This window comes from Rhizobium sp. L9 (assembly GCF_002531885.1).
GTDB lineage: Bacteria > Pseudomonadota > Alphaproteobacteria > Rhizobiales > Rhizobiaceae > Rhizobium.
In genome coordinates, this window is record NZ_NWSZ01000011.1 from 199554 (window position 1) to 224538 (window position 24985).

Genomic DNA, 24985 nt, shown 5'->3' on the forward strand with positions numbered 1-24985 from the left:
CGATCACATCAGGTCGCGCGCGATCCGCTTTTCGGCAAAGATCTTTTCGAAGATCTGCACATCGTCCTCGAAAGCGGTGACGACGGCGCTGATGATCCAATCACTCGCGGTGCAGGCAATCCGCGCGGTCGCGACCGTGCGCACGAACCAGCCGGGCCGGTGCATGTCGCAAGTCCAGGTCGAGGTGCCGGTCATCGACAGCGGGTCATCTGGCGAAATCGACCAGACCTCTTCGCGCAATTGCCGCGTCGACAGGCCGGTTTCCGGGTGTTCGTAAAGCCCGGTCTCCTCGTGGATTCGATAATCCGTGCGGTTGGCCGAGAGGTCACGGACGACCTGACGCTTCGTCGCGGCGCCCGCATGCTCGATATATTTGGGCAGGGGATCGGGATTGGCCGGTTCATCTATTTCGATCTTCCGGTGGTCCCCGAGCAAGGGCAGCGCCAGGCCGAGCGAGGCGATATCAATCTCGACCCCTTGATCATCGGGCGGCGGCAGGATCATCGGCCAATAGGCGGTCGAAAGCGAAAGGCGGATTCGATGGCCCTTGCGGAAGCGATAGCCGCATGCATCGAGCACCAGCCGGATCGCCACTTTCTCGCCCGGCGTGAGAGGCTTGGGATCGGCATTGCCATCGCGGTGCGTGAGATTGATGACGCCGAAGGCGACACGGGTGGCCGTGCCGTCCGGATGGACATCGACCAGGCGGGCGCAGAGATTGCCGCCTGTCGCGTGGGGGCGCAACGCAAGCGTTACGACGGGCCGGCCGAGATAATCATGATCCTCTGCAAGCGGCACCGTGTCGAAGACCAGCGAGCCGGAATCGTCTGAGCGTTGGTCGATGGCCATTTCGGCGTCGGGCTTCAGCGTAAAATACTCTCCGGACGCCGTGCCGGTGTCGAGGGGAGAATGGAGATGGACGGGATGCTCGGGCGCATGCGGGATCGGCATGCCTTGCGTCAACCGGCCGAATTGCTCGACATAGAAGCATTGCATCCGCGGCGGCGTCCACATGTCCTTGGCGATCCAGAAGCCTGGATCGCTGTCGCGTCGGGCGGCAGGCCTGACGGCATCAAGAATATAGGCGCGAGCCTGCGGCAGTCGGTCGATGCCATTGTCGTCGCCGCGCAGCCATTTGTTCCACCAGGCGATCGCTTCGCTGTGGAAGTCGACGCGCGGCTTCGGCCAGGCGAAGTGCGGATATTTGTGGACCCAGGGGCCGATCAGGGCCTTCCCCCTTCCGCCGAGACCTTCGACCGCCATCAGAGGCGTATTGCGGTAGCCGTCCGCCCAGCCGGCGATGACGAGCGCCGGGATATCCACCTGCGAAAAATTCTCCGAGATCGAACCGTGACGCCAGAAATCGTCGCGCCGCTGGTGCGCCAGCCACTCCTCCATGAAGAACGGTTCGCCGGCCAGGCGTTCCAGCCACATTTCCTTCCAGCGGTCGCCGACCAGGGCAGGATCCGGCGGGCGCGACTGGTAGCCGAGCATGGTCGCCGCCCAGGAGAGCTGGGCGGAGAGGTGGCAGCCGTTCTTATAGTGGATGTCGTCGTTGTAGCGGTCGACGGTCGAGGCGATCGAGATGACGGCTTTGAGCGTCGGCGGGCGTAGCGCTGCGACCTGCAGGCTGTTGAAGCCGCCCCAGGAGATGCCCATCATCCCAACCGAACCGTTCGACCAAGGCTGCGCAGCAATCCAGGCAATCAGCTCGCAGGCATCGGCAAGCTCGCGCTCGGTATACTCGCCATCGATGACGCCTTCGGATTCTCCCGATCCGCGGATATCGACACGCACGCCGGCAATGCCTGCGGCGGCAAACACCGGATAGGTCGACTCGTCGCGGGGGCTGGTTCCGTCGCGCTTGCGATAGGGCAGGAATTCGAAGACGACGGGAACCGGATCTTCTTCCGCGCCGTCGGGCATCCAGATGCGCGCGGCAAGCCGCGTTCCATCCTTGAGCTCAATCCATTCATTCTCGATGGTGGTGAAGCCGCGGGATGTCATGCTCACTCCTTCATTCACATTCAATTGCCGGCGCTTTCCATGCGGCGTGTCGCAAGCACGCGTTCCAGCCAGCCGATTTCCATTTCGGGCACAGATTTCAACAGCAGGTCAGTGTAGTCGTCAAAGGGCGGCGACAGTGCCGTCGACTTCGGGCCGAACCGCACCAGCTTGCCGCGATGCATGACCGCGACGCTGTCGGCGATCGCCCGGACGATGGCGATGTCGTGGGTGATGAAGACATAGGAAAGCTGCTCTTCCCCCTGCAGGCGCAGCAGCAGCTTGAGGATACCCTCGGCCACCAGTGGATCGAGCGCCGAGGTCGGCTCGTCGCAGAGGATGAGCTCCGGCTTGGCGGCAAGGGCTCTGGCGATCGCCACACGCTGCTTCTGACCGCCCGACAGTTCAGCCGGATAGCGGTCGATGAAACCATTACCCATTTCGATCTGATCGAGCAATTCCTTCACTCTGGCGGTCTTCGCCGCACCTCTCAGGCCATAATAGAAAGTCAGCGGGCGGCCAATGATGTCGCGCACCGTCTGGCGCGGGTTCATCGCCGTGTCGGCCATCTGATAAATCAGTTGGATGCGTCTCAGATCCTCGTTCGGCCGGCTCTTGAGATCGGGCATCAGCGGTTTGCCATCAAAGACAATCCGCCCGCTGCTCGGCGGCAAGAGGCCGGTAATGGCGCGCGCCAGACTGGATTTACCCGAGCCGGATTCGCCGACGACCGCAAGCGTCTGCCCCCTCGGCACATGCAGCGAAACATCGTGCAGCACCTTGAAGCCGTTGGAATATTCGGCGCTGAGATTTTCCACTTTAAGAAGGGCCGCGGATTGGTCCGGCGCTTCCTCGCGATACGCCTGCCGGACATTGACGAGGGCGCGCGTATAATCTTGCCGCGGCGCCTCGATGATCTGCTGAACGCTGCCATATTCCACTTGGCGGCCATGGCGCAGGACCATAATGTCGTCGGAGATCTGGGCGACGACGGCAAGGTCGTGGGTGATGTAGAGCGCGGCCGTATGCGTTTCCTCGATGGCATGCTTGATCGCCGCCAGCACGTCGATCTGGGTGGTGACGTCAAGCGCCGTCGTCGGCTCGTCGAAGACGATAAGCTCGGGGTTCGAGCAGAGCGCCATCGCGGTCATTGCGCGCTGCAGCTGGCCGCCGGAAACCTGATGGGCAAAGCGCTCACCGAAGCTTTCGGGATTGGGTAATCCGAGAACACGGAACAAATAAAGCGCCCGTTTGCGCGCCTCGTCTTTGGTCATCAGACCATGTTTGACCGACGCTTCGATCACCTGATCGCCGAGCCTGTGCGCCGGATTGAAGGCTGCCGCCGCCGATTGGGCGACGTAGCAGACCCGGGCGCCGCGGATTTTCTGGATGCCGTTCTTGCCGAGCGCCAGAATGTCGGTACCGCCGAGCCGCACCTCGCCGCCGGTGATTTCGGCGCCGCCGCGGCCATAGGCCAGTGCCGAGAGGCCGATGGTCGACTTGCCGGCGCCGGATTCTCCGATCAGGCCGAGAACCTTGCCCTTCTGAAGATCGAAGGAAACGCCGTCGACGATCGTCACGCGCTTCGGCGGTTCGCCCGGCGGATAACTGGTCGCCTCGATCTTCAGATTGCGGACGGAAAGAAGCTCAGGCATCGCCGCGCCCTCCCTTGAGGCTGGATGTGCGTTTCAGGAGCCAGTCGACGACAAGATTGACGCAGATGGCGAGCACGGCGATCGCCGTACCCGGCACGAGGGCGGCCGATATGCCGAAGATGATGCCATCCTTGTTGTCCTTGACCATGCCGCCCCAATCGGCGGCGGGCGGCTGAATGCCGAGGCCGAGGAAGGAAAGCGTCGAGAGGAACAGGATCGAGAAGGCGAAGCGCAGCCCGAACTCGGCCAAAAGCGGCGACAGCGTGTTCGGCAGGATCTCCCGGAAGATGATCCAGAGCTTGCCTTCGCCACGCAGCTTCGCCGCCTCAACGAATTCCATCACCGCGACATCGAGCGCCACGGCGCGGCCGAGACGATAGACGCGGGTGGAATCCAGGACGGCCATGACGAGGATCAGGACGACGATGTTCTGCGGCAGGACCGCCAGCACCACGAGCGCGAAGATCAGTGTCGGGATCGACATCATCAGGTCGTTGAAGCGCGAAAAGACCGTGTCGATCAGCCCGCGCGACACCGCTGCCGTAAAACTCAGGATGACGCCGAGCGAGAAGGAGATGATCGTGGCGGCGGAGGCGACCAGCAGCGTCGTGCGCGCGCCATAGATCAGCCGCGAGAGGATGTCGCGACCGAGATTGTCGAGGCCGAAGAGATACTTATCGTCAGGCAGTTGCCAGACGTCGCCGACGACCTGCGTTTCGCCATAGGGAGCAATCCAGGGCGCAAAGAGCGCAAAGATGAAGGCGAGTGCGATGCCGGCCATGCCGATCCAGGCGGTGATGGGGATGTCTCTTGCTCTCATCTCGGATGCCTCAGCCTGGGATTGGCGATGATCGCCAGAATATCGGCCGTCATGTTGAGGAAGATGTAGACGGCCGCGAAGATCAGGCCACAGGCCTGCACGACTGGCATGTCGCGTACGGTGACCGCATCGACCATATATTGCCCCATACCGGGATAGACGAAGACCACCTCGACGACGACAACGCCGACCACGAGATAGGCAAGGTTCAACGCGACGACGTTGATGATCGGCGCCAGCGCATTCGGGGCGGCATGTTTGACGATGGCGCGGAAGGCGCTCAGACCCTTCAGTTCGGCGGTCTCCATATAGGCCGAGGACATGACGGAGAGGATCGCTGCCCGCGTCATGCGCATCATGTGCGCGAGCACGACGAGAACCAGGGTCGCCGTCGGCAGGGCGATCGCCTTCAAGCGCTCGACCAAGCCCATGCTGTCATAGACCGTCGCCGGGAAGGTCGCCATGCCGAACTTCACAGCGAAAAACAGGATCAGCAGGTAGCCGATGAAGAATTCCGGCAGCGAGATCGCCGCGAGCGAGATGACGTTGATGATCTTGTCGGGCATTCGATTGCGAAAATGCACCGACAGCATGCCGAGGCCGACGGCGAGCGGCACTGAAATGACAGCCGCGAAACCCGCCAGGAAGAGCGAATTGCCGAGTCGCTTGCCAATCTGCTCGCTCACCGAGTTCTTGCTGGCCCAGGAGGTGCCGAAGTCACCCTGAACGGCACTGCCGAGCCATTCGACATAACGCGTCGTCACCGGGCGATCGAGCCCAAGGTCCCGACGGATATTGGCGACCGCCTGCGGCGTCGCCGACTGGCCAAGATAGGTGGTGGCAAAATCGCCGGGGAGGGCTTCCAGCCCGCCGAAGATCAGGATGGACACCGCAAAGAGCAGGACAATGCTGAGCACGAAGCGCTCGAGAATGAGGGCCAACAGCGGAAAACGCTGCCGGAACCGGAAACCGGGCAGGACATTGCTTGGGGCAGGATTGGTCATGGCGAAGACCTAGCGCTGAAACGTCGGGAGGACCGCGGGTTTTGTCCCACGGTCCCGGCTTCGTTGGGGATCGGAAGGGCGTGCGCCCTTCGCCGCTAGGCGTCCAGCCAGACACGGGTTGCGACGTAACCGTTCGACATATCGTTGCCGATGTCATGGACATAACCCTTCACCTGCTTGGTGGAGGCGTTCACGAAGTCGTTGAACATCGGCAGGATCACGCCGCCCTCGTCGCGCACCATCATCGCCATGGTGCGGTACATATCCTTGCGTTTGGCTTCATCAAGCTCGGCACGCGCCTGCAGCAGGAGCTTGTCGAAGTCAGGGCGCTTGAACTTGGTGTCGTTCCAGTCCGCCGTCGAGAGATAGGCGGTGGAATACATCTGATCCTGCGTCGGACGGCCGCCCCAGTAGGAGGTCGAGAAGGGCTGGACGTTCCAGACATTGGTCCAGTACCCATCACCCGGTTCGCGCTTGACCTCGATCTCGATGCCCGCCTTCTTGCAGCTTTCCTGGTAAAGGACAGCCGCATCGACGGCGCCGGGGAAGGCGACTTCGGAGGTGCGCAGGAGAACCGAACCGCTATGACCTGACTTCTTGTAGTGGAAGGCGGCCTTATCGGGATCGTAGGTGCGCTGCTCGATTCCCTCGGGGAACAGCGCATAGGTGCTGTTGATCGGGAAATCGTTGCCCACCTTGCCGTAACCGCCGAGGATCTTCTGCACCATGGTTTCGCGGTCCATGGCGTACTTGAGCGCCAGGCGCAGGTCGTTATTGTCGAACGGCGCCTTATCGCAATGCATGATGAAGACATAATGGCCGCGGCCGGCTGTCGAGAGAATCTCGACGTTGGGTGCGCGCTTCAACAGGCTGACCGTCTTCGGGTCGACACGGTTGATGTAGTGCACCTGGCCCGACGACAGGGCCGCGATGCGGGCGGTGGCGTCGTTCATGCCGATGATCTCGATCGAATCGACGTAGCCGCGGTCGGTACGCCAGTCGTCCTTGTTCTTCTCGAAGGTAGCGCGGACGCCGGGCTCGAAGCTCGTCAGCTTGTAAGGTCCGGTACCGATCGAGGCCAAGGGATCGTCGACGCCGCCATTCGGCTGGATCACCAGATGGTAATCCGACAGCAGCAGCGGCATATCGGCATTGCCTTCACTGAGCGTCAGGACGAGATTGCCGCCATCGGCCTTGATCTCCTTGATCGAGCCGAGAACGCCCAGCGCGCCTGATTCCGAGCTTTTGTCGGTGTGGCGCTTCAGCGTTGCAACGACGTCGTCGATCGTCAGTTCCTTGCCGTTGTGGAACTTGACGCCCTTGCGGATCTTGAAGGTCCAGGTGACCGCATCCTTTGACGGCTCCCAGGATTCGGCGAGCGCCGGCACGGCAGCCCCAGTCAGCGGATCGGATTCGACCAGCATATCGCCCCAGCAGCGGCCGACGCAGAACATGAACTGCGACAGAAATTTCGCCGGATCCTTGGAATCGGTGGCGGCACCGCCTTCGAGGCCGAGCTTCAGGTGACCACCGTGCTTCGGTTCGGCGGCTTCTGCGCTTTCGGTGAAGAGTTTGTCGGCAACGGCAAGTGTGATGCCGGCCGCCATGGCGCGTCCCATGAATTCGCGGCGGCTGAGCCCGCCGGCGGTGACGCGGCTTGTGAGATATTTGGTGTAGTCGTTCATTCCCCTGTTCCTTCTTTGGTGCGTTGACAGAACTTCCGGGCAGGATCGCAGGCGGTTTCCTCTCCGCCTCCGGTGCCCGCATCATGCGGGAAAATGCGCGGTTGCTGCCGCCTCCTTATCGTCCTTTCCAAATGGGGCTTCGCTTCTCCGCGAAAGCCCGCGCGCCTTCCAATTGGTCTTCGCTCGAATAGAGCCGATCGACGGTCGCAAACTGCCGCTTGGTGATCTTGTTCATGGCGGTCTGGAACGTCGAACCCTCCGCTTCGCGAACGATTTCCTTGATTGCAGCATAGACGAGCGGCGGCCCGCTTTCGAGCAGTCGGGCAAGCTCCCAGGCTCTCGCCATCAAGCGATCGGCGGGCAGGATTTCATTGACGAAACCCCAGCGATGCGCTTCGTGGACGTCGAGCCAGCGACCCGTCAAAAGCATGTCCATCGCGATATGATAGGGGATGCGCTTCGGCAGCTTGATCGAAGCCGCATCGGCGACCGTGCCCGACCGGATTTCCGGCAGGGCAAAGGTCGCATGCTCGGCGGCGATAATGAGGTCGGTCGAGAGCGCGATCTCCAGTCCGCCGCCGCAACAGATGCCGTTGATCGCCGAGATGATGGGCTTGTTGAGGTCACGCAGTTCCTGCAGCCCGCCGAAGCCACCCACGCCATAGTCGCCGTCGACCGCATCGCCCGACGCAGCCGCCTTCAGATCCCAGCCGGCGCAGAAAAACTTTTCGCTCGCACCCGTGACGATGGCAACGCGCAAGTCGGGGTCGTCGCGGAAATCTCGGAAGATCAATCCCATGGCGCGGCTGGTCGCGAGGTCGATGGCGTTCGCCTTCGGCCGGTCGATGACGACTTCCAATATTCCGCCGTCACGTCGTGTACGAATGTAGTCGCTCAAACCTGCGCTACCTCCTTCGCCGTATGAGAGCATCAACTGCAACAACACCGCGCCCTTCGGGAAGAACCATCAAGGGATTAATGTCCAGTTCCTCAAGGCGCACCGCATTCTTTACGACATATTCTGCCGTAGCTGCGACGGCGTCTATAGTGGCTTCAAGATCGCCGCGCGGGCGCCCGCGATAGCCATGGATCAACTTTGCGATTTTAAGCCATGAAATCGCCGCACCAATATCCGCTTTCGTCGCCGGAAGCGGCAGGACGACGGAATCTTCGAGCAGTTCGACGAAGATTCCGCCCGCTCCCAATGTCAGCGACAATCCGAAAACCGGGTCCCGGCTGGCGCCGACAATGAGCTCGGCGACTGGCGGATCGATCATTTTCTCGACGAGATAACCGCCATTCGGCGGCATCGCCGCCGCCGCATTCGACACCGCCTCTGGATCTTTGAGGTTGAGCACGACGGCGCCGGCCTCGGTCTTGTGCGCAATGCCGAGCCCCTTCAGTACGACGGGAAAACCGAGCCGCTCGGCCTGCTCGGCGGCTTCGCGAGGAGAAAAAGCCTGCAGCCCCCGGGGAACAGGGAGGCCGCAGGCAGCAAGCTCGGTCTTCGCATCGGCTTCCGACAGCGTATCGAGCTCGCCATCAACGGGGACGACGTTGAGGAGCGGCAGGGGAGGGGGACGATCCCAGGCCTCGCCGATCCCAGCGGCAACTTCCGCCGCGGTTATGGCTTCGTCGATACCCGAGAAGGGGACGATGCCCTTTGACATCAGACGAGCGGCAACCGGCTCCGGCATGTTCTCGGGAAGGGTCGCGAGCACGCCGGCCAGCGCACCGGTCGCGGAGGCTGCGGCGATGATTGCGTCTGTCGTCGTCGTCCACTCGGATGAATCACACCGGTCGTCGCGGGGAAAATCGAGAACCACGAGATTGAGTGCGCAGCCACCCTTGAACATGGCGCTGAATGCCTCCGTCTGACGCGCGAGATCGCCCCAGACGAAGGTGTGGTAGTCGAGCGGGTTTGCAAGCGCTACCATCTCGCCGAGGACCTCGCGCAGCCGCGGCAATTGCTGCGGCTGCAGGGCGGGGAACTCCACTTTCCGGCCGACGGCGGCATCCGCCATCAGGGAAGCCTCGCCGCCCGAGCAGCTCATGGACGAAATCGAATAGCTTGGGAGAGGGCCGGCAAGATGCAGCAGTTTCAGAGTTTCGAGCAGCGCCGGCAGGCTCTGGACACGGCCGAGACCGAGGCGGGCGAGCACGGCATCGGCCACCGCATCGCTGCCGGCAAGCGAAGCTGTATGCGACACGGCCGCGTGTTTCGCCTGCTCGGACCTGCCGACCTTCAACACGACGACAGGCTTCTTCGACCGACGGGCCATAGCGGCAAGGCGTTCCAGGCCGGCAAGGTCGCCGAACCCTTCGACGTGAAGGCCAACCGCCGTGACGCGTTGATCCTCAATGAGCGCGCAGGCGACATCGGCAAGCGATGTCTGCGCCTGGTTGCCCGATGTGACCACATAGGCGATCGGCAGTCCGCGCGTCTGCATGGTCAGGTTGAGGGCGATATTGGAGGACTGCGTAAGGATCGCGACACCGCGTTCGACGCGCTGCATGCCATGCTGATCAGGCCATAACAAAGCGCCGTCGAGGCCGTTGATCAGCCCGTAACAGTTCGGCCCGAGGATCGGCATGCCACCGGCCGCTTCCACAAGGGCCTGCTGCAGTTCGGCGCCATCGGCAAGTTCCGCCGTCGCCTCGCTGAAGCCCGATGCATAACAGACGGCGCCGCCGGCGCCGGCCAGCGAAAGGCTGCGCACGATGTCGATGGTGAGCGTTCGGTTGACGCCGATGAAAGCGGCATCCGGTGCCGCGGGCAGATCGGAGAGGGAGCGATAGCAGCGCCGCCCAAGCACCTCGTCGAGTTTCGGATGAACCGGCCAGATCTCGCCCGAAAAGCCCATGCGGTCGCACTGCTCGATCACCCTGCGTGCCTCACGGCCGCCGAAGACGGCGATCGTTTGCGGTCTGAGCAGGCGGTCGAGCGGTCTTGAGGTCATCGGCTCATGCTCCCAGCGGCCGAAGCAGATCGCGGCTGATAATGTGCCGCTGGATCTCGGAGGTGCCGTCCCAGATGCGCTCGACGCGGGCGTCGCGCCAGAAACGGGCGAGCGGCAGGTCGTCCATCAGGCCCATGCCGCCGAAAATCTGGATCGCCTCGTCGGTGACGCGAGCCAGCATCTCGGAGGCGTAGAGCTTGGCGGAGGCGATCTGCCGGTCGGCGGGACGACCGGCGTCGACCTGCCAGGCGGCGGCAAGCGTTAGCCAGTCGGCCGCATCGATCTCGGTGATCATGTCGGCAAGCTTGAACGACACACCCTGATTGGCGCCGATCGGCTTGCCGAACTGCTTCCGCTCGGCGGCATAGGGGAGCGCCAGGTCGAAGACGCGCCGCGCCCGGCCGACGCAGGTGGCGGCAACCGTCAGCCGCGTGCCGTAAAGCCATTGGTTGGCGATATCGAAGCCGCGATGCACCTCGCCCAGCACCTGGGCTTCAGGAATGCGGCAGTCTTCAAAGCTGAGTGTACAATTATGGTAGCCGCGATGCGAAACGGACTCGTAGCCTTTGAGGATTTCGAACCCGGGCGTGCCGCGATCCACCAGGAAGGCGGTGATCTTCTTCTTGATGCCTTTCGGCGTTTCCTCCTCCCCGGTCGCGGCGAAGACGATGACGAAATCGGCGACATCGGCATGCGAGATGAAATGTTTCGTGCCGTTCAGGATAAAGTCGCCGCCATCGCGGCGTGCAGCGCATTTCATGCCGCGCATATCGGAGCCGGCATCCGGCTCGGTAATCGCAAGCGCGTCGATCTTCTCGCCGCGCACCGCGGGCAGGAGATAACGCTCACGCTGCTCGCCCTCACAGGCCATCAGAATGCCGGAGGGCCGGCCGAAGAAAACCGTCAGACCCAGCGAGCCGCGCCCGAGCTCCCGCTCGACCAGCGTGAAGGTGAGATGATCGAGGCCCGCACCGCCGACCTCCTCCGGAAAGTTGCAGGCGTAGAAGCCGAGATCGATGCATTTGCGCTGGATCTCGCGCCCCAGTTCCGGTGGAACGATGCCGGTCCGCTCGACCTCGCTCTCATGCGGATAGATTTCGGTCTCGACAAAGGCGCGAACCGTGTCGACGATCATTTGCTGTTCTTCGTTAAGGCCGAAATCCATGCCGATCCTCTTACCGTTTCTGGCCGACATAACGGCCGGCGCCTTCAGGCAGCGCCAATTCCGAATGAGCCGCAGCAATCGTCCTGACCTTGTCGAGCACGGCGGTCGGCGCCGGTGCCGCCTTACCCAGCTTGCTGTCGACATGCAGCAGCATGTGCTCGGCGGTTGCGAGAGCCTCGCCCGTCGCCGTAGCGTACAGCGTGTGGAAGACATGCAGCCGTTTGTCGTCGGCGGCGAGCACCTGACAGGTCGAGTGGATCGCCTGCCCGAGCTTTGCCTCGCCGAGATGGCGGATGTGGCTTTCGACCGTATAGTAGCTATGGCCCGCCTCGACATAGGCGAGATCGACACCGACAAGACGCAACAGCGCATCCGAGGTATCACCGAAAATCTGCAGGTAGCGGTGTTCGGTCATGTGGCCGTTATAATCGACCCAGGCGGGGCTCACCTTGGTTTCGACGAGCCTCAGCGGCTTCGACGGATCGAAAGGCGCTGCCGCGCCGCCTCCTTTCGCCCAAAGCGACTGCTCAAAATCCTTAAGCAGCTTGCCGGCACCCCAGCCTTCACCGCCGTGGCCGCCCTTGAGGGACTGGAGGATGCCAACAAGATTTTCGTCGCGGATGCGCTCGAGCTCGCGGATCGAAAGTCCCGCCGCCTGCTCGTCGGACTGTCGGCCGATTTTTTCGATCAGCGCATCGTCGAGATCCACCACATCGGTGAGCTTGGTCCAGGGCCAGGCGAGGCACGGCCCGAACTGGGCGAGGAAATGGCGCATCCCGGCCTCGCCCCCGGCGATGCGGTAGGTCTGGAACAGGCCCATCTGCGCCCAGCGCAGGCCGAAGGAATAACGGATGACGTCGTCGAGCGTCTCGACGGTGCAGATGTCGTCGTGGATAAGCCACAGGGCCTCGCGCCAGAGCGCCTCGAGCAGCCGGTCGCCGACGAAGGCCTCGATCTCCTTGGCGATGTGGACGCCCTTCATGCCGACCGGCGGCAGTTTGTCCATCGCCGCCTTGATGGTCACCGCCGATGTCTTCTCGCCACCGACGATTTCGACCAGCGGCAGCAGATAGACCGGATTATAGGGATGGGCGACAAACAGCCGTTCGGGATGTTTCATGTCCCGCTGCAGGTCGGTCGGCAGCAGTCCTGACGTGGATGAGCCGATCAGGGCATCCGGCCGTGCCGCGGCATCGATCTGCGTCAAGACACCGCGCTTGAGGTCGAGCCGTTCCGGCACGCTTTCCTGGATCCAGTCCGCGCCGGCGACCGCTTCCTCCAATGTCTTGCAGAAGGTGAGCCGACCGCGCGGCGGCAACGGTGCGCCGGTCAGCATGGCATAGGCCTTTTCGGCATTGGCGATCACTTCGCCGACGATGCGTTCCGCCTCCGGATGCGGGTCGAAGACATCGACGTCAATGCCGGCGAGCAGAAAACGAGCGATCCATCCGCCGCCGATGACGCCGCCGCCGATACAAGCTGCCTTGCTGATCCCTGTCATGCCGCCCTCAGCGCTTCGTCAGTTTGAGTTTCTTGCGGACGTCTTCCGGACCGACGATCCGCGCGCCCATGCCTTCCACCACCTGCACGGCCTTTTCGACGAGCTGCGCATTGGTGGCGAGCTGGCCCTTGCCGACGAAGAGGTTGTCTTCCAGGCCGACACGCACATTGCCACCCGCCAGAACCGCCGCGGCCGGATAGGCCATGGCATTGCGGCCGATCGAGAAGGCCGAAAAGGTCCAGCTCGCAGGCACATTGTTGACCATCGCCATGAACGTGTTGAGGTCGTCAGGAGCACCCCACGGAATGCCCATGCAGAGCTGGATCAACACGGGGTCTTCGATCAGCCCCTCTTCGGCGAGCTGCTTGGCGAACCAGAGATGGCCGGTGTCGAAGGCCTCGATTTCGGGCCGCACCCCGAGAGCCGTCATCTTGCTTGCCATCGCCCGCAGCATGGCCGGCGTGTTGGTCATGACATAGTCGCCGAGGTTGAAGTTCATCGTGCCGCAGTCGAGCGTGCAGATCTCCGGCAGGCACTCGGCGACATGGCTGACGCGCTCGGTGGCGCCCGCCATATCGGTGCCCTTTGCGTTGAGGGGAAGGGGACTTTCGACATCGCCGAAGATCAGGTCCCCGCCCATACCGGCAGTGAGGTTGAGAACGACGTCGATTTCCGCCGAGCGGATGCGGTCGGTCACCTCCCTGTAGAGATCATTGCGGCGGCTGGCGGCCCCGGTTTCCGGATCGCGGACATGGCAGTGAACAACGGCCGCCCCAGCCTTGGCGGCGTCGATCGCGGAATCCGCGATCTGCTTGGGAGTGATGGGAACGTGGCAGGATCTGGAAACCGTATCGCCGGCGCCGGTCACGGCGCAGGTGATGAAGACATCGCGGTTCATCGCTAGAGGCATGATTTTGTTCTCCCGTCTTATGGTCATTACGCGACAACATGAACAGAGATGCTTTACGCTTTCAGAAGCTTTTGATACATAATCGGAATCGGTGGAGGTGACATTGCTACAGCGATCGACCGAGCGGCTCGATATCGACCTTCTCGTCCTTCCGGATACGAACCTGATCCTGATCGCGTCGGTCATCGAGCCGCTGCGCGGCGCCAATCGCATTTCCGGCAGCGAGCTCTACCGCTGGCGGCTCCTGACACCGGACGGAGCGCCGGTTCCGACCACCAGCCACATCGCCATTCCGGCGGACGGGATCTTCCGGGCGACGGCCGAGGATAGACCGCTCTTCGTGCTTGCGAGCTACAACTGGCGCGGCAGCGCCACGCCGGCGCTGAAGATGCAGCTATCCCAGGCCGCCCGCCACCGCACGGTGATCGCCGGCATCGAGTCAGGCACCTGGCTGCTCGCGGAGGCGAGCTTGCTCGACGGGCAGCCAGCGACCGTTCACTGGGAAGATTACGAGGATTTTGCGCTTGCTTATCCTGAGGTGCGGGCCGTCAAGGATCGTTTTGTCATCGAAGGCAAGCGACTGACGACATCGGGTTCGCTGCCGACCGTCGACCTGATGCTGGAGATCATCAGGCAGCGACAAGGTTATTCGCTGGCGCTCGAAGTCAGCCGGCTGTTCCGCTACGAGCAGCCCTCCTTTCATGGCGACGAACCGCTTTCCGCAGCCTCGGCGGGGCTCAGCATGCACGATCCCCGCGTGGCGCAGGCGGTGCGGCTGATGGAGGAACATATCGAGCAGCCCCTGATCCTCGCTCGGATCGCCCGCAGGGTCGGCATCAGCGCCAGGCATCTGCAGGACCTCTTCCAGCAGAGCATCGGCGCACCGCCGCATGTGCATTATCTCGCACTGCGCCTGAATGCGGCGCGCCGCAAGGTGATCGAGACGACGGCCTCCTTCGCCGATATCGCGGCGGCAACCGGTTTCAATTCGGCCTCGGCCTTTGCCAGAAGCTACCGGGCGAATTTTTCAGAAAGCCCGTCCGAGACAAGGCGCCGCTTGCGCCGCCGCATCACGTCATCGGCGGCGGCGACGTAGGCTGGAACGCGTCCCGGATCATCTCGGCAAGCTCGCGGATGGCTTCGGTGGAACGGTAGGTGCTGCGGCGGAGCACCACCTTCGAGGAATCGACCGGCGGGAAACCGTCTTCGGCGGTCAGCTCCCGGCAGCCGGGCGGGATGCTGCTGCGCGAAAGCGTTGTCACGGCAAGGCCTGCGGTCAGTGCATTCTTCAGTCCCGAACCCGTATCAGCGATGAAAGCAATGCGATAGTTGCGGCCGATCTGCTCCAGCGACCGGAGCGCAAAATCACGTGACCAGGTGGAGTTGCGATAGGTCGCAATGGGGAGGGGGTCGAGATCGTGCAGCCGGTGGACCATCGAGGTGACCCAGACTGTGGGATCGATGCAGATGACCTCACCTTTCGTCTGGTCGCTCCAGTCGAAAACGACGGCGAGATCGAGTTCGTCCCGCTCCAGGGCGGCGAGGTTGCGTGATGTATAATCACAGGACACGGTGACCTCGACAGCCGGGTGACGCACAGCGAAAGCCGCAAGCGCTGCCGGCAAAACTGTCTGGCTGTATTCCTCGGGAATTCCGATGCGCACCGGCCCGTCCAGCGGCTTACTGCGGATCGTGGCGGCGGCCTCGTTCAGGAGATCAATGACCCTGCGGGCGTAAGGCACCAGCTGTATGCCCTGGCGCGTCAGCAGCACGCCGCGGGCGCCGCGCTCAAAGAGGCATTCGCCGATCGTCTGCTCAAGCCTCTTGATTTGGGTGCTGACGGCGGACTGCGTCCGGCCGATCCGCTGGGCAGCCGCGGAGAAATTCGATGTCTCGGCGACGACCAGGAAGGTTCTCAACAGGTCGCTTTCGATTGGCTCGTGCATGGTCAGCCATAGATAAAATCGATGATAGTCATCTCTACTATTCGTTTGTCTAATGTCAAATCCTGGCGCAGAAATGGGCGGCGTTCGACTTCCTTCTTTGAGAATCTGTGGTGACCATTGACAATCCGACCACGCGCCTCGCAGGCAGCGAGCACGAGAAGGGTGTGCTTCTCATTGTTGCCGCGACGCTCGCCTGGAGTGCGAGCGGCGTCTATTCGCGGCTGCTCACGACCGACGTATGGACGGCGATCGCCTGGCGGTCGTTGTTCGGAGGCCTGTTTCTGCTGATCCCCTGCCTTTTCCTCGAAGGGGGCATCTCGCGGCGGCAATGGCACTCCGTTTTCCATCCGTCCGGACTTGCAATGATCGCATGCCAGACCTTCAGTCAGGGATGCTTCATCGGGGCGCTCTATATGACCACCGTCGCCAATGTGACGATGATTTACGCGACGACCCCCTTCATCGCCGCGCTGTTCGGCTGGCTCATCCTCAAGGAGAGAGTGGCCAGGCGAACGATGATTGCCGGCGCCGTCTCCCTCTTCGGCGTCGGCATCATCGTCGCCTCGTCGATCGGCGGCGGCACCGGTTGGGGCGATCTCTTAGCGCTCGGCATGACCGCCTCCTTCGCGCTCGTCATCATTATTCCGCGCATCGATCCCGGCGTGCCGAGCCTGCCGCCGACCGTGGTCAGCGCTTTCCTGACGCTTGTCATCTTCGCGCCCTTCGGCTCGGTCGGCTCGCTCGATCTGCACAATTGGATCGTGCTAGCCGCCTTCGGGGCGACTAATTTCTCGCTGGCGCTGGTGCTCTTCCTCGCCGGGGCAAAGCGAATGCCGCCGGCCGAAGCCGCGCTGATCGGCACGATGGAAATCGTGCTGACGCCCTTCTGGGTCTGGCTGCTATTTTCCGAAGAGCCGCCCGTCGCCACCTATTTTGGCGGCGCCATCATCCTCGGCGCCGTGTTCTGGCATACGGCGGTCGATTTCAATCGGGGCCGCCGGCCATAGGGCGGCTGGCTGCCGCCTGTCCTCCGCTCCGCTGACGAATCTTGTCGTGTTCGCTCATGCGCCGATGAGCGACCATGCGATTGCCGTGACGGCCGTTTCAGCCGGCGGTGGGGCCACCCCCTTTGATAGTTCCAGGTGGCGGCCTCAGCCTCAACTAGCCAAAGAACGCACGAAGCTGAGCGAAAAACCCGCCTGGTTTATGAGCCGCCATCTTTCGTACGCGGCGAGCTAGTGTCGCAGCGCTGACGCGTTCCCCGAAATGGCAAAAGCAGACCAGGTCATGCAATTGCTCATCACTGAGTTCGAAGAACCGCCTGGCTTCGCCATAGCTGTCGTTTTCCATTCCTGCCGCCCGCAGAATGGGATCAGCGAACGCAACAGAGATCGGAGTGTCGTCGTCACGCAAGGCGAGCCGATCGGCAATCGGCTGATACTCTGTCTCGTGAAGCGTTCTGAGAAACGGCTTAGGGCTGCGTTCCAGAATGTCCGCCCACCGTTCTAGGCGTTCGCGCCTCGTCATTTCAAGGCGATCATAGGTCGGGCTGACCTTAGCGATCGTTTTCAATTGCTCGAGTGCATGCTGTTCCATTTCGGCCTCCTATCCCCGGAAAAATAGATGGTCCGCTCCCAGAAACAGCCTCGCTCAGGTCACAGCCGAAGTCCAATCACGATTGAAAACGACATCTGTTGCTGGCCGAAAGATGTGATTACAAGTGCCACATGTTCAGCGGTGCGAAGCCCGACAGTTGCGATCACATCATCCGGAGCGATCCGGAAAACTGCCGCATTCGCGAGATCAATCTGTCGTTCCCCACGGAAAGTGATTGCGGCTTTGCCGCCTGTCGCCAGGAGGTGCGCCCATGTCGCTTTTTCGGGCGCTGTTTTCGACCAGGCATGGTTTTCTGGTCATGTTCACGGCGCTGCCTTGCAAGCTGGCGACATGAACATGCGAGGCTGGGCAGCGGCCGGCGCGCTGCCGCGCGGCGGTGGTAGAACTGAAGTCCTCAAGGCGGTCGCTGGCTTGATACCCAGAGATCGAGACGGATCGAAAGGAGGTTCTGGAGCCCGAACCAGCTCTTTGCGCAGCAGATCTCCGGATTGCGGCGGGCGATGACGAGCGGAACGACAGGCCAGACCTATCGTGCCACTCTCTCCTCGATCCAGCCTGTCCCCGCCTAGCTGCGAAATTCGAATATCGCCCGATGCGGCGATGTGAATACCGGACTGCAGAGGAGGCAGGCCGGAGGAAAGCTTGCCGTCGACTGCATCGGTTGCAGCTCGAGGCATTCAACACATGGGAGGAATCCATGAGCAAGAACAGAGGCGTCGTCTATCTCCGGCCGGGAAAGGTCGAAGTCCGCGATATCGACGATCCGAAGCTGGAAGCGCCGGACGGCCGCCGCATCGAACACGGCGTGATCCTGAAGGTGATCTCCACCAATATCTGCGGCTCCGACCAGCACATGGTCCGCGGCCGCACGACGGCAATGCCAGGCCTGATCCTCGGCCATGAAATCACCGGCGAAATCATCGAGAAAGGCGTCGATGTCGAGATGCTCGAGATCGGCGATATCGTCTCGGTGCCCTTCAATGTCGCCTGCGGCCGTTGCCGTTGCTGCAAATCTCAGGATACCGGCGTCTGCCTGACCGTAAACCCGGCTCGCGCCGGCGGCGCTTACGGCTATGTCGACATGGGCGGATGGATCGGCGGACAGGCACGCTACGTCACCATTCCCTATGCCGATTTCAACCTGCTGAAAATTCCGGACCGGGACAAGGCGATGGCGAAGATCCGCGATCTCACCATGCTTTCGGACATTCTGCCCACCGGCTTTCACGGTGCAGTGCGCGCAGGCGTCGGCGTCGGCTCGACCGTCTATGTCGCCGGTGCCGGTCCTGTCGGCTTAGCGGCTGCGGCTTCGGCTCGCATCCTCGGTGCTGCGGTCGTCATGATCGGCGATTTCAACAAGGACCGCCTCGCACATGCGGCGAAAGTCGGTTTTGAGCCCATCGACCTCTCCAAGAGCGACCGTCTCGGCGACATGATCGCTGAAGTCGTCGGCAGCAACGAAGTGGACAGCGCCATCGACGCGGTCGGCTTCGAGGCACGCGGCCATTCGGGCGGCGAACAGCCGGCAATCGTGCTGAACCAGATGATGGAGATCACCCGCGCCGCCGGCTCGATCGGCATTCCCGGCCTCTACGTGACCGAGGATCCGGGCGCCGTCGACAATGCCGCCAAGCACGGCAATCTCTCGCTTCGCTTCGGTCTCGGCTGGGCAAAGGCGCAGTCCTTCCACACCGGCCAGACTCCGGTGCTCAAATATAATCGCCAGCTCATGCAGGCGATCCTCCATGACCGGCTGCCGATCGCCGACATCGTCAACGCCAAGGTCATCCCGCTCGAAGATGCCGTCCAAGGTTATGAGAGCTTCGATCATGGAGCGGCGACGAAGTTTGTTCTCGACCCACATGGAGACGTCGCGAAAGCCGCATAAAGCGCGGGACCGGAGACCAAACCGACAGCGCCGCGCTTCTTTTCGAAGCGCGGCGCTATTTAGTTTCAACTTGGCAAAACTACTGGATGCTGAACGGGAAATACTTAGCGTTGATCATGTCGTAGGTCCCGTCGGCCTTGATGGCCCTCAAGGCTTCGTTCAGGCGCGCAAGACGCTCCTTGTCATCCAGGCGCAACGCGATGCCGGCACCCTCGCCGAAATAGGTGACGTCGACCAGATCCGGCCCCTTGAACTCGCAGCAGGTTCCCGCCTTCGTGTTGGCGATCCAGTCATAAATGGCGAGTTTATCCTCAAGGATAATGTCGACACGCCCGTCCGAGAGGCCTTTGTATAATTCCGGCGAAGACCGGAAAACCGTCTTCTTCAGGTCAGGATAGAGGTGGTTAGCATAGGATTCCTGCGCTGTGGACGATGTCACTCCTAGTTTCTTGCCGCTGAGGGCGGCGGGGCTGACGTCGCTGATCGGCGAATCTTTCCGGGCGATGAACACCGACGGGCTGGTGTAATATTTCTCGGTAAAAGCGACTTTCTGGCGGCGCTCCAGGCTCATCGACATGGACGAGATGATCGCGTCGTATTTGCCGGCGACGAGATCGGGGATCATGTCGTCCCACTTTTCGATGATGAACTGACATTCGAACTTTCCGACGTCGCAAAGCGCGTTGGCGATATCGATGTCGAAGCCTTGCAGCTGGTTATTTGCATCGAGATAGTTGAAGGGCGGAAATGCTCCTTCGACGGCAACTCTCAGAGGCGTGCGATCTTGCGCAGCCAGCTGCAGCGGCGAGGCGGCGGCGAGAAGGAGGCCCAATCCGCCCGCCATCAGCGCTCCGCGCAGTATAGTCTGAATGGATAGGCGCAACATCGTCGGAACTCCTTGTGTGGCGTAGTCTCCGCCATAGTGCGCCCCAGCCTTTAATTCTACGTGAACGCTTCTTTGTTAACGTCCACGAATGCGCCCGTGGTGGGTTCAGGGGTTTAGGCTTGCACATCGTTGTCCCTTCCAGCTCCAATACGTTTCAGCAATCCTGGATAGCTTCGGGGAGAATTCTATTCCTGATCGCTGTCAGCGGGCTCGGAGCGATCGGACTGGTCGTGCTTTCCGCGCTCTGGGCGGGAACCGAGAGCGACGCGGCAGCCCTCGATCGACAACGTCAGCTTGTCAATGCGCGCCTCAGGGAACAGGTCGATCAAGTGGCGCATGTCATTGGTCAATTCGGCAATGGCTACCTCTCCGGCGTCTATCCGGCCTCCCGGGCAGCCGGAGTTTCCTCCAGCCTCGATACTGTTCTCACGGCGGCGGCCGGGAGTGCGATCAGCCACACTGCGATGTCGGCCTTCGGCTATGACCAGGCCTTCGTCGTCGATGACAAGGCGCAGCTGATCATGCTGACCGACGCCGAAACCGAAAAGCGCTATCGCTGGATGAGACCGCTCTTTCTGCCTCTCCTGAAAGACGCGCGCCTGACGGCGCACCACGGCACCGCTTCCAGCGAACCGATCCCATCGTCATTGGATAGCCGAGCGGCCAATAGCGCCCGCTCGAACCATGCACTGGCCAATCTGATGCGGCTCGAAGGCCGGCCGACGATCGTGGGCGTCGTTGCCGTCAACGAAGCCGCCGAGCGGCAGCCGCAGCCGATGCGGCAATTCCTGATCGTCGTGCGGTTTCTCGACGGCGCGGCGCTCGACGAGTTGAGCCGGCAACAAGGCCTCAACGGCGCGCGCTTCGCGCGCACGGCCGACGCCGACGAAAATGAGGTTGCGTTCCAGATCGACGCAACGGCAAACGGCGAACCGATTGGCTTTATTGTATGGCGGCCTGATCTTCCTGGTTCGAGGGTGATCGGCCGCTTGATGCCGGCGCTTTCGATTGCCGCCCTGGTGATCGCGGTCCTGTTTTCGGTTCTGCTGGTCCGCCTGCGAAGCAGTCTCGGCGAACTGAAGAAAAGCGAGCTGCACGCCAGGCAGCTCGCCCTGCATGACGTGCTGACCGGCCTTCCCAACCGCGCCTTGTTCGCGATGCGCTTGGAGGAGTGTTTGGCCGACACGCGCAATTCCGCCGAGCGGTCGGCGGTGGCGCTCCTTGACCTCGACCGCTTTAAGGCCGTGAACGACACGTTCGGGCATGCTGCCGGCGACGAGCTCATCAGGCTGGCTGCGGAGAGGGTCCACGCGTTGCTTCGTCCGGGCGACACGCTTGCCCGCCTCGGCGGGGACGAGTTTGCCCTGCTTCTCCGGAACATCAGAGATGATAAAATCTTGCCCTCCATCTGCGAAGCGATCGTTGCCGAACTTGGCAGACCCTTCCCGCTTTTGAGGGGCGAAGCGATCGCCCGGGTCGGCGGCTCGATTGGTGTGACCGTGGTGCCGGACGCCGGACGCAATGCCGACGATCTCATGCGTTATGCCGACGTCGCGCTCTACGAGGCCAAGATGGGCGGAAGAGGCCAGTGGCGCGTCTATTCGCCGTCCATGGACGGTGGCAGGAATGCACGCGACGTCCTCAAGAACGAATTGCGGGATGTTCTGACAAAGAGCACGGCCTTCTCCGCCGGCGCTCCACAGCTCGGTCCGGTCGGCAACAGACCGGACTTCGGATCGCTTGAGGTCTACTACCAGACAGTGCATCGCGCCGAGGTCGGATACTCGGCTTCGGGCGCGGAGGCTCTCGTGCGCTGGCGCCACAGCCAGCGCGGGCTGTTGACGCCTGCCAGCTTCATCCCGGCGGCCGAGGAAGGCGGCCTCATCGACGCTCTCGGTTTCTGGGTGCTGCGCGAAGCCTGCAGGGCTGCCGACAGCTGGCCGAAAGACACCTTTGTGGCCGTGAATGTGTCTCCCTCCCAGCTGAGAAGGCCCAACTTCGCCGAGGAGGTCTTCGCCGTGCTTGAAGAGACCGGCTTGCCGCCGTCTCGACTGGAGCTCGAACTCACCGAGTCCTCGCTGATCGAGGATAGCTCGGATGTCTATTCGGTACTGAAATCGCTGCGTGGCCGTGGAGTTCAGATTTCGCTGGATGATTTTGGAACCGGCTTTTCGTGCCTCAGCCACCTGGTCCGCTTCGACATAGACCGCATCAAGATCGATCGCTCCTTCGTCTCACAGCTGGGCGCAAAAGCCAATGGCGCCGCCATCATCGGCGCCATCGTTACCCTCAGCCGCAACCTCGGCATTTCGACGACGGCCGAAGGGGTCGAAACCGAATATCAAAGGGACTTTCTGGCCGCCCTCGGCTGCACCGACCTCCAGGGCTACTTCTTCTCCAAACCGGTTCCGCTTCGCGAACTCGACTGCTTCGGTAAATCCGAAAGCGGCCCCGCATCACGGACGATCGCTCCGGGAGCCATTGCCTAGCGCCCTTTGATCTTTCGGCATCAGGAACTTTCGCCCCGGGCAGCGGTTGACGCCCCAAGACGAATGGAGGATGTGATGGGCGAGATCGGCGAGTGGCGGCACCTTTGCGTCGACATGCAGCGGATGTTTGCCGAAGACACGCCGTGGCACGTTCCATGGATGGCCCGGATCTCCCCTCAGGTCGAGGAACTCGCCGGCCGCTATCCGTCCCGAACGATCTTCACCCGTTTCATGCCGCCTCAGCATGCGGATGCGATGCCGGGAAAATGGCGCGATTATTACCGGAAATGGTGGATGATGACGGGTGAGCATCTTCCGCATGGCCTCGTCGAGCTGACTTCGTCGCTCGCCTCGCATGTTCCGCCGGCAAGATGTTTCGACAAACGCACCTATTCCCCCTGGATCGACGGTCGCCTTCACACGATTCTTCAATCGGAACGGGTCAACACCCTTGTGATTACCGGTGGGGAAACGGACGTCTGCGTGCTTGCCGCGACGCTCGGCGCCATCGATCTCGGCTATCGCGTCATCCTGCTGAAGGATGCCGTCTGCAGCAGCGCCGACGATACTTATGACGCTTCGCTGGAACTTCTCCATGACCGCTTTTCCGTGCAGCTCGAACTCATGGAGACCGAGGAGTTCTTGAGCGGCCTTGGCTGAGAAGCCGTTCCGGCGATCTTTCATTGATATGTATCAAGGCTGGGCTCCCCGCGCCGGCATAAGCTGGGCAGCCTGCCAGAGGAGCTCGGCAGCGCATCTTGCGGCAACGAAATCAACCGGTCCGGAGATAAGCAATGTCTTTGAAGCTGATCAGTGGAATGATGAAGTCGTCCGGCGAGGAAGCCCTGCTGGTCATGGATGCCGGCGGCACGAACCAGATGGTCGTTATCGACAGGGAAGCCCTCCTTGAGGTTGCCCAGCCGCCGCGTTGCGACGAAAGCCGGCTGCAGGAAAATATCGGCCTTTTCAGCCGGATTGCCTGCGCGAAATTCAATCGCGGCGATATTGAGCGCGACGGGCGCATCAGAATTCATGCAGCCGACCTTTGAGTGCCGCTCACCTCCCCGACGGTGGTGAGTCTCGGCACTCATAGGAAGTGGCGCGTCAGATCCGGCGCGATCGAGCGGCAGGCATCGGCGCCAACAACGAGATCAGTCGCTTACGTCATGAACGAGCCGGCGAGGCCGGCGAGCACCGCGATACCGCTCACGATGGCGAGGCGAACCGCATAGCCAAGGCTCCCCGCGCTTGCTGCAAGCCCTGTTTTCGCAAGAAGATTGGCGAAAGCAGCGACCGCTATGGCTTGTGCAGCCGCGTCCGCCGGCAGGTTCGGGAGCTTCGCGATCGAAAGCGTTATCGCATCGAGATCGCCGAGCCCGGTGATGAAGGCGACCACCGCCAGCGACTGCGTTCCGAAGAATTCCAAGGCCGCCCGCGTCACGATGGTGACAGCGGCAAGAAGAAGAGCAAAGCGTAGGACGACGATCACCTCCAGCGGATTTTTCGGTGAAAAGTCGGGACTGTCACCGGCGCGCGGCGACAAGCCGGCCAAGCCACCGCCGATGGCAAGCGCCGCCGCACCCGGGCCAAGCAATGCCGCAAGCTCCTCCAGCACCGTCGGTGCGATGACACCGCAAATCAAAAGCACCCGGCTCAGGGATACCGCCCCCGCCATCATCGCTCCGGCTGAAAGCAGCGGCGAGAGCGCGGGCATCTGCTTAGACTGTCGGGCAAAGGAAAGAGTAAGGGCCGTCGAGGAAACGATACCCCCACAGGCGCCCGTCAGGAGCAGTCCGGCTCTGGCGTCGGTGAGCCGGATCATGACATAGCCAGCAAACGAAACCGCTCCCACGAATATGGTCAGCATCCACAGCTCGAAAGGGTTGATCATCTGCCAGGGATCGACCGCCTCATTGGGAAGAATGGGAAGAATGACGACCGTCATCGTCAACAAGATCAGGGCGGCTCTCAACTCGAGCCAGGTCAGTTTCCGCAGAAACCCGTGCAGAGGCTCCCGCGCCGCCAGAAGTGCCGTCATTGCAACCGCGCTCGCCGCGGTCGTCGTCATGTCTGCAACGACGGCTCCGAAACCGAGCGCAAACACCGTGATCGCGGCAATGGCTCCGGTTGCGCTGTAGTCACTCTCCCGCAGCGCCTGCATGCGGCTGAAGACAAGTATCGTGACGCAAAAGAATACGAAGATGGCCGTCGGCAGGACCGGCCCCACGATGGGTTGCAGGAAGCCGCAAAAGCCGCCGAGGAAACTCGACAGACCATAGGTGCGGATACCCGCCACTCTCTTGCCCGGCGCCGCCTCCCGTTCTTGCCATCCACGTTCGATGCCGACGAGTATGCCGATCGCAAGCGCAAGACTGAGGCGCTGGAATGCATCTGTCATCACCAATGAAGTCATCATCGGAACGTCCAGTTATTGCCGGCGACTCCGCCTGACGGA

At 62.1% G+C, this 24985-nt stretch carries 20 protein-coding genes; 6 read left to right on the top strand and 14 right to left on the bottom strand.

Annotated features, from left to right (window positions below; all coding sequences use genetic code 11):
- Window positions 1-3: 3 nt before the first annotated feature.
- The 10 genes from CO660_RS13530 to CO660_RS13575 all read right to left on the bottom strand — a co-directional run bounded on the left by CO660_RS13530 (window position 4) and on the right by CO660_RS13575 (window position 13704).
- Window positions 4-2007 (bottom strand): CocE/NonD family hydrolase, encoded by a 2004-nt coding sequence (locus CO660_RS13530; RefSeq protein ID WP_097599131.1) that lies wholly within the window; start codon window positions 2005-2007, stop codon window positions 4-6.
- A gap of 20 nt (window positions 2008-2027) precedes the next feature.
- Window positions 2028-3659 (bottom strand): ABC transporter ATP-binding protein, encoded by a 1632-nt coding sequence (locus tag CO660_RS13535; protein ID WP_097599132.1) that lies wholly within the window; start codon window positions 3657-3659, stop codon window positions 2028-2030.
- The gene (locus CO660_RS13540) at window positions 3652-4479 is read right to left on the bottom strand and encodes an ABC transporter permease (RefSeq protein WP_085780699.1); all 828 of its coding nucleotides are present in this window, start codon (window positions 4477-4479) and stop codon (window positions 3652-3654) included. Before CO660_RS13540 ends, CO660_RS13535 begins: the two co-directional genes overlap by 8 nt.
- Complete coding sequence (locus CO660_RS13545; protein ID WP_097599133.1) at window positions 4476-5483, bottom strand: ABC transporter permease; 1008 nt, start codon at window positions 5481-5483, stop codon at window positions 4476-4478. Before CO660_RS13545 ends, CO660_RS13540 begins: the two co-directional genes overlap by 4 nt.
- Before the next feature lie 95 nt (window positions 5484-5578).
- Window positions 5579-7168 carry an ABC transporter substrate-binding protein gene (locus CO660_RS13550; protein WP_085780697.1) on the bottom strand — a complete coding sequence of 530 codons (1590 nt, stop codon included), beginning with the start codon at window positions 7166-7168 and terminating at the stop codon, window positions 5579-5581.
- Window positions 7169-7283: 115 nt separating this feature from the next.
- Window positions 7284-8066, bottom strand: coding sequence for a carnitinyl-CoA dehydratase (locus CO660_RS13555; RefSeq protein ID WP_097599134.1), 783 nt, complete (start codon window positions 8064-8066; stop codon window positions 7284-7286).
- A gap of 7 nt (window positions 8067-8073) precedes the next feature.
- On the bottom strand, window positions 8074-10128 hold the full coding sequence (locus CO660_RS13560; RefSeq protein ID WP_097599135.1) for an acetate--CoA ligase family protein: 2055 nt from the start codon (window positions 10126-10128) through the stop codon (window positions 8074-8076).
- Between the two features lie 4 nt (window positions 10129-10132).
- Entirely contained in the window at window positions 10133-11293 is a 1161-nt protein-coding gene (locus tag CO660_RS13565) for an acyl-CoA dehydrogenase family protein (RefSeq protein ID WP_097599136.1), read from the bottom strand.
- Window positions 11294-11303: 10 nt separating this feature from the next.
- Window positions 11304-12794, bottom strand: a complete 1491-nt coding sequence (locus CO660_RS13570) for a carnitine 3-dehydrogenase (protein WP_097599137.1) — start codon at window positions 12792-12794, stop codon at window positions 11304-11306.
- Window positions 12795-12801: 7 nt separating this feature from the next.
- Window positions 12802-13704 carry a 3-keto-5-aminohexanoate cleavage protein gene (locus CO660_RS13575; protein WP_097599138.1) on the bottom strand — a complete coding sequence of 301 codons (903 nt, stop codon included), beginning with the start codon at window positions 13702-13704 and terminating at the stop codon, window positions 12802-12804.
- A 97-nt stretch (window positions 13705-13801) separates the two neighbouring features.
- Here CO660_RS13575 and CO660_RS13580 point away from each other — a divergent pair, with 97 nt between their 5' ends.
- Window positions 13802-14800 carry a GlxA family transcriptional regulator gene (locus tag CO660_RS13580; RefSeq protein ID WP_097599175.1) on the top strand — a complete coding sequence of 333 codons (999 nt, stop codon included), beginning with the start codon at window positions 13802-13804 and terminating at the stop codon, window positions 14798-14800.
- On the opposite strand, the gene CO660_RS13585 is transcribed toward CO660_RS13580, so the two are convergent.
- Entirely contained in the window at window positions 14775-15650 is an 876-nt protein-coding gene (locus CO660_RS13585) for a LysR substrate-binding domain-containing protein (protein ID WP_085780691.1), read from the bottom strand. The two genes, CO660_RS13580 and CO660_RS13585, sit on opposite strands and share 26 nt — an antisense overlap.
- A gap of 110 nt (window positions 15651-15760) precedes the next feature.
- Here CO660_RS13585 and CO660_RS13590 point away from each other — a divergent pair, with 110 nt between their 5' ends.
- Window positions 15761-16657, top strand: a complete 897-nt coding sequence (locus CO660_RS13590) for an EamA family transporter (protein ID WP_097599139.1) — start codon at window positions 15761-15763, stop codon at window positions 16655-16657.
- A gap of 154 nt (window positions 16658-16811) precedes the next feature.
- On the opposite strand, the gene CO660_RS13595 is transcribed toward CO660_RS13590, so the two are convergent.
- On the bottom strand, window positions 16812-17246 hold the full coding sequence (locus CO660_RS13595; protein WP_085780690.1) for a hypothetical protein: 435 nt from the start codon (window positions 17244-17246) through the stop codon (window positions 16812-16814).
- A 718-nt stretch (window positions 17247-17964) separates the two neighbouring features.
- Between CO660_RS13595 and fdhA the strand changes: the two genes are divergently transcribed.
- Window positions 17965-19155, top strand: a complete 1191-nt coding sequence (fdhA, locus tag CO660_RS13600) for a formaldehyde dehydrogenase, glutathione-independent (protein WP_097599176.1) — start codon at window positions 17965-17967, stop codon at window positions 19153-19155.
- 79 nt (window positions 19156-19234) lie between these two features.
- Here fdhA and CO660_RS13605 read toward each other — a convergent pair whose 3' ends face one another.
- A complete protein-coding gene (locus CO660_RS13605; protein WP_097599140.1) occupies window positions 19235-20041 on the bottom strand; it encodes a transporter substrate-binding domain-containing protein in 807 nt (268 codons plus the stop codon).
- A gap of 119 nt (window positions 20042-20160) precedes the next feature.
- Here CO660_RS13605 and CO660_RS13610 point away from each other — a divergent pair, with 119 nt between their 5' ends.
- The 3 genes from CO660_RS13610 (at window position 20161) to CO660_RS13620 (ending at window position 23579) form a co-directional block, all read left to right on the top strand.
- Complete coding sequence (locus CO660_RS13610; RefSeq protein ID WP_097599141.1) at window positions 20161-22530, top strand: EAL domain-containing protein; 2370 nt, start codon at window positions 20161-20163, stop codon at window positions 22528-22530.
- Between the two features lie 75 nt (window positions 22531-22605).
- Entirely contained in the window at window positions 22606-23190 is a 585-nt protein-coding gene (locus CO660_RS13615) for a cysteine hydrolase (protein ID WP_097599142.1), read from the top strand.
- A gap of 134 nt (window positions 23191-23324) precedes the next feature.
- Complete coding sequence (locus tag CO660_RS13620; protein ID WP_097599143.1) at window positions 23325-23579, top strand: hypothetical protein; 255 nt, start codon at window positions 23325-23327, stop codon at window positions 23577-23579.
- A gap of 110 nt (window positions 23580-23689) precedes the next feature.
- Here CO660_RS13620 and CO660_RS13625 read toward each other — a convergent pair whose 3' ends face one another.
- Window positions 23690-24946, bottom strand: coding sequence for a DUF4010 domain-containing protein (locus tag CO660_RS13625; protein ID WP_085780685.1), 1257 nt, complete (start codon window positions 24944-24946; stop codon window positions 23690-23692).
- Between the last annotated feature and the right edge of the window lie 39 nt (window positions 24947-24985).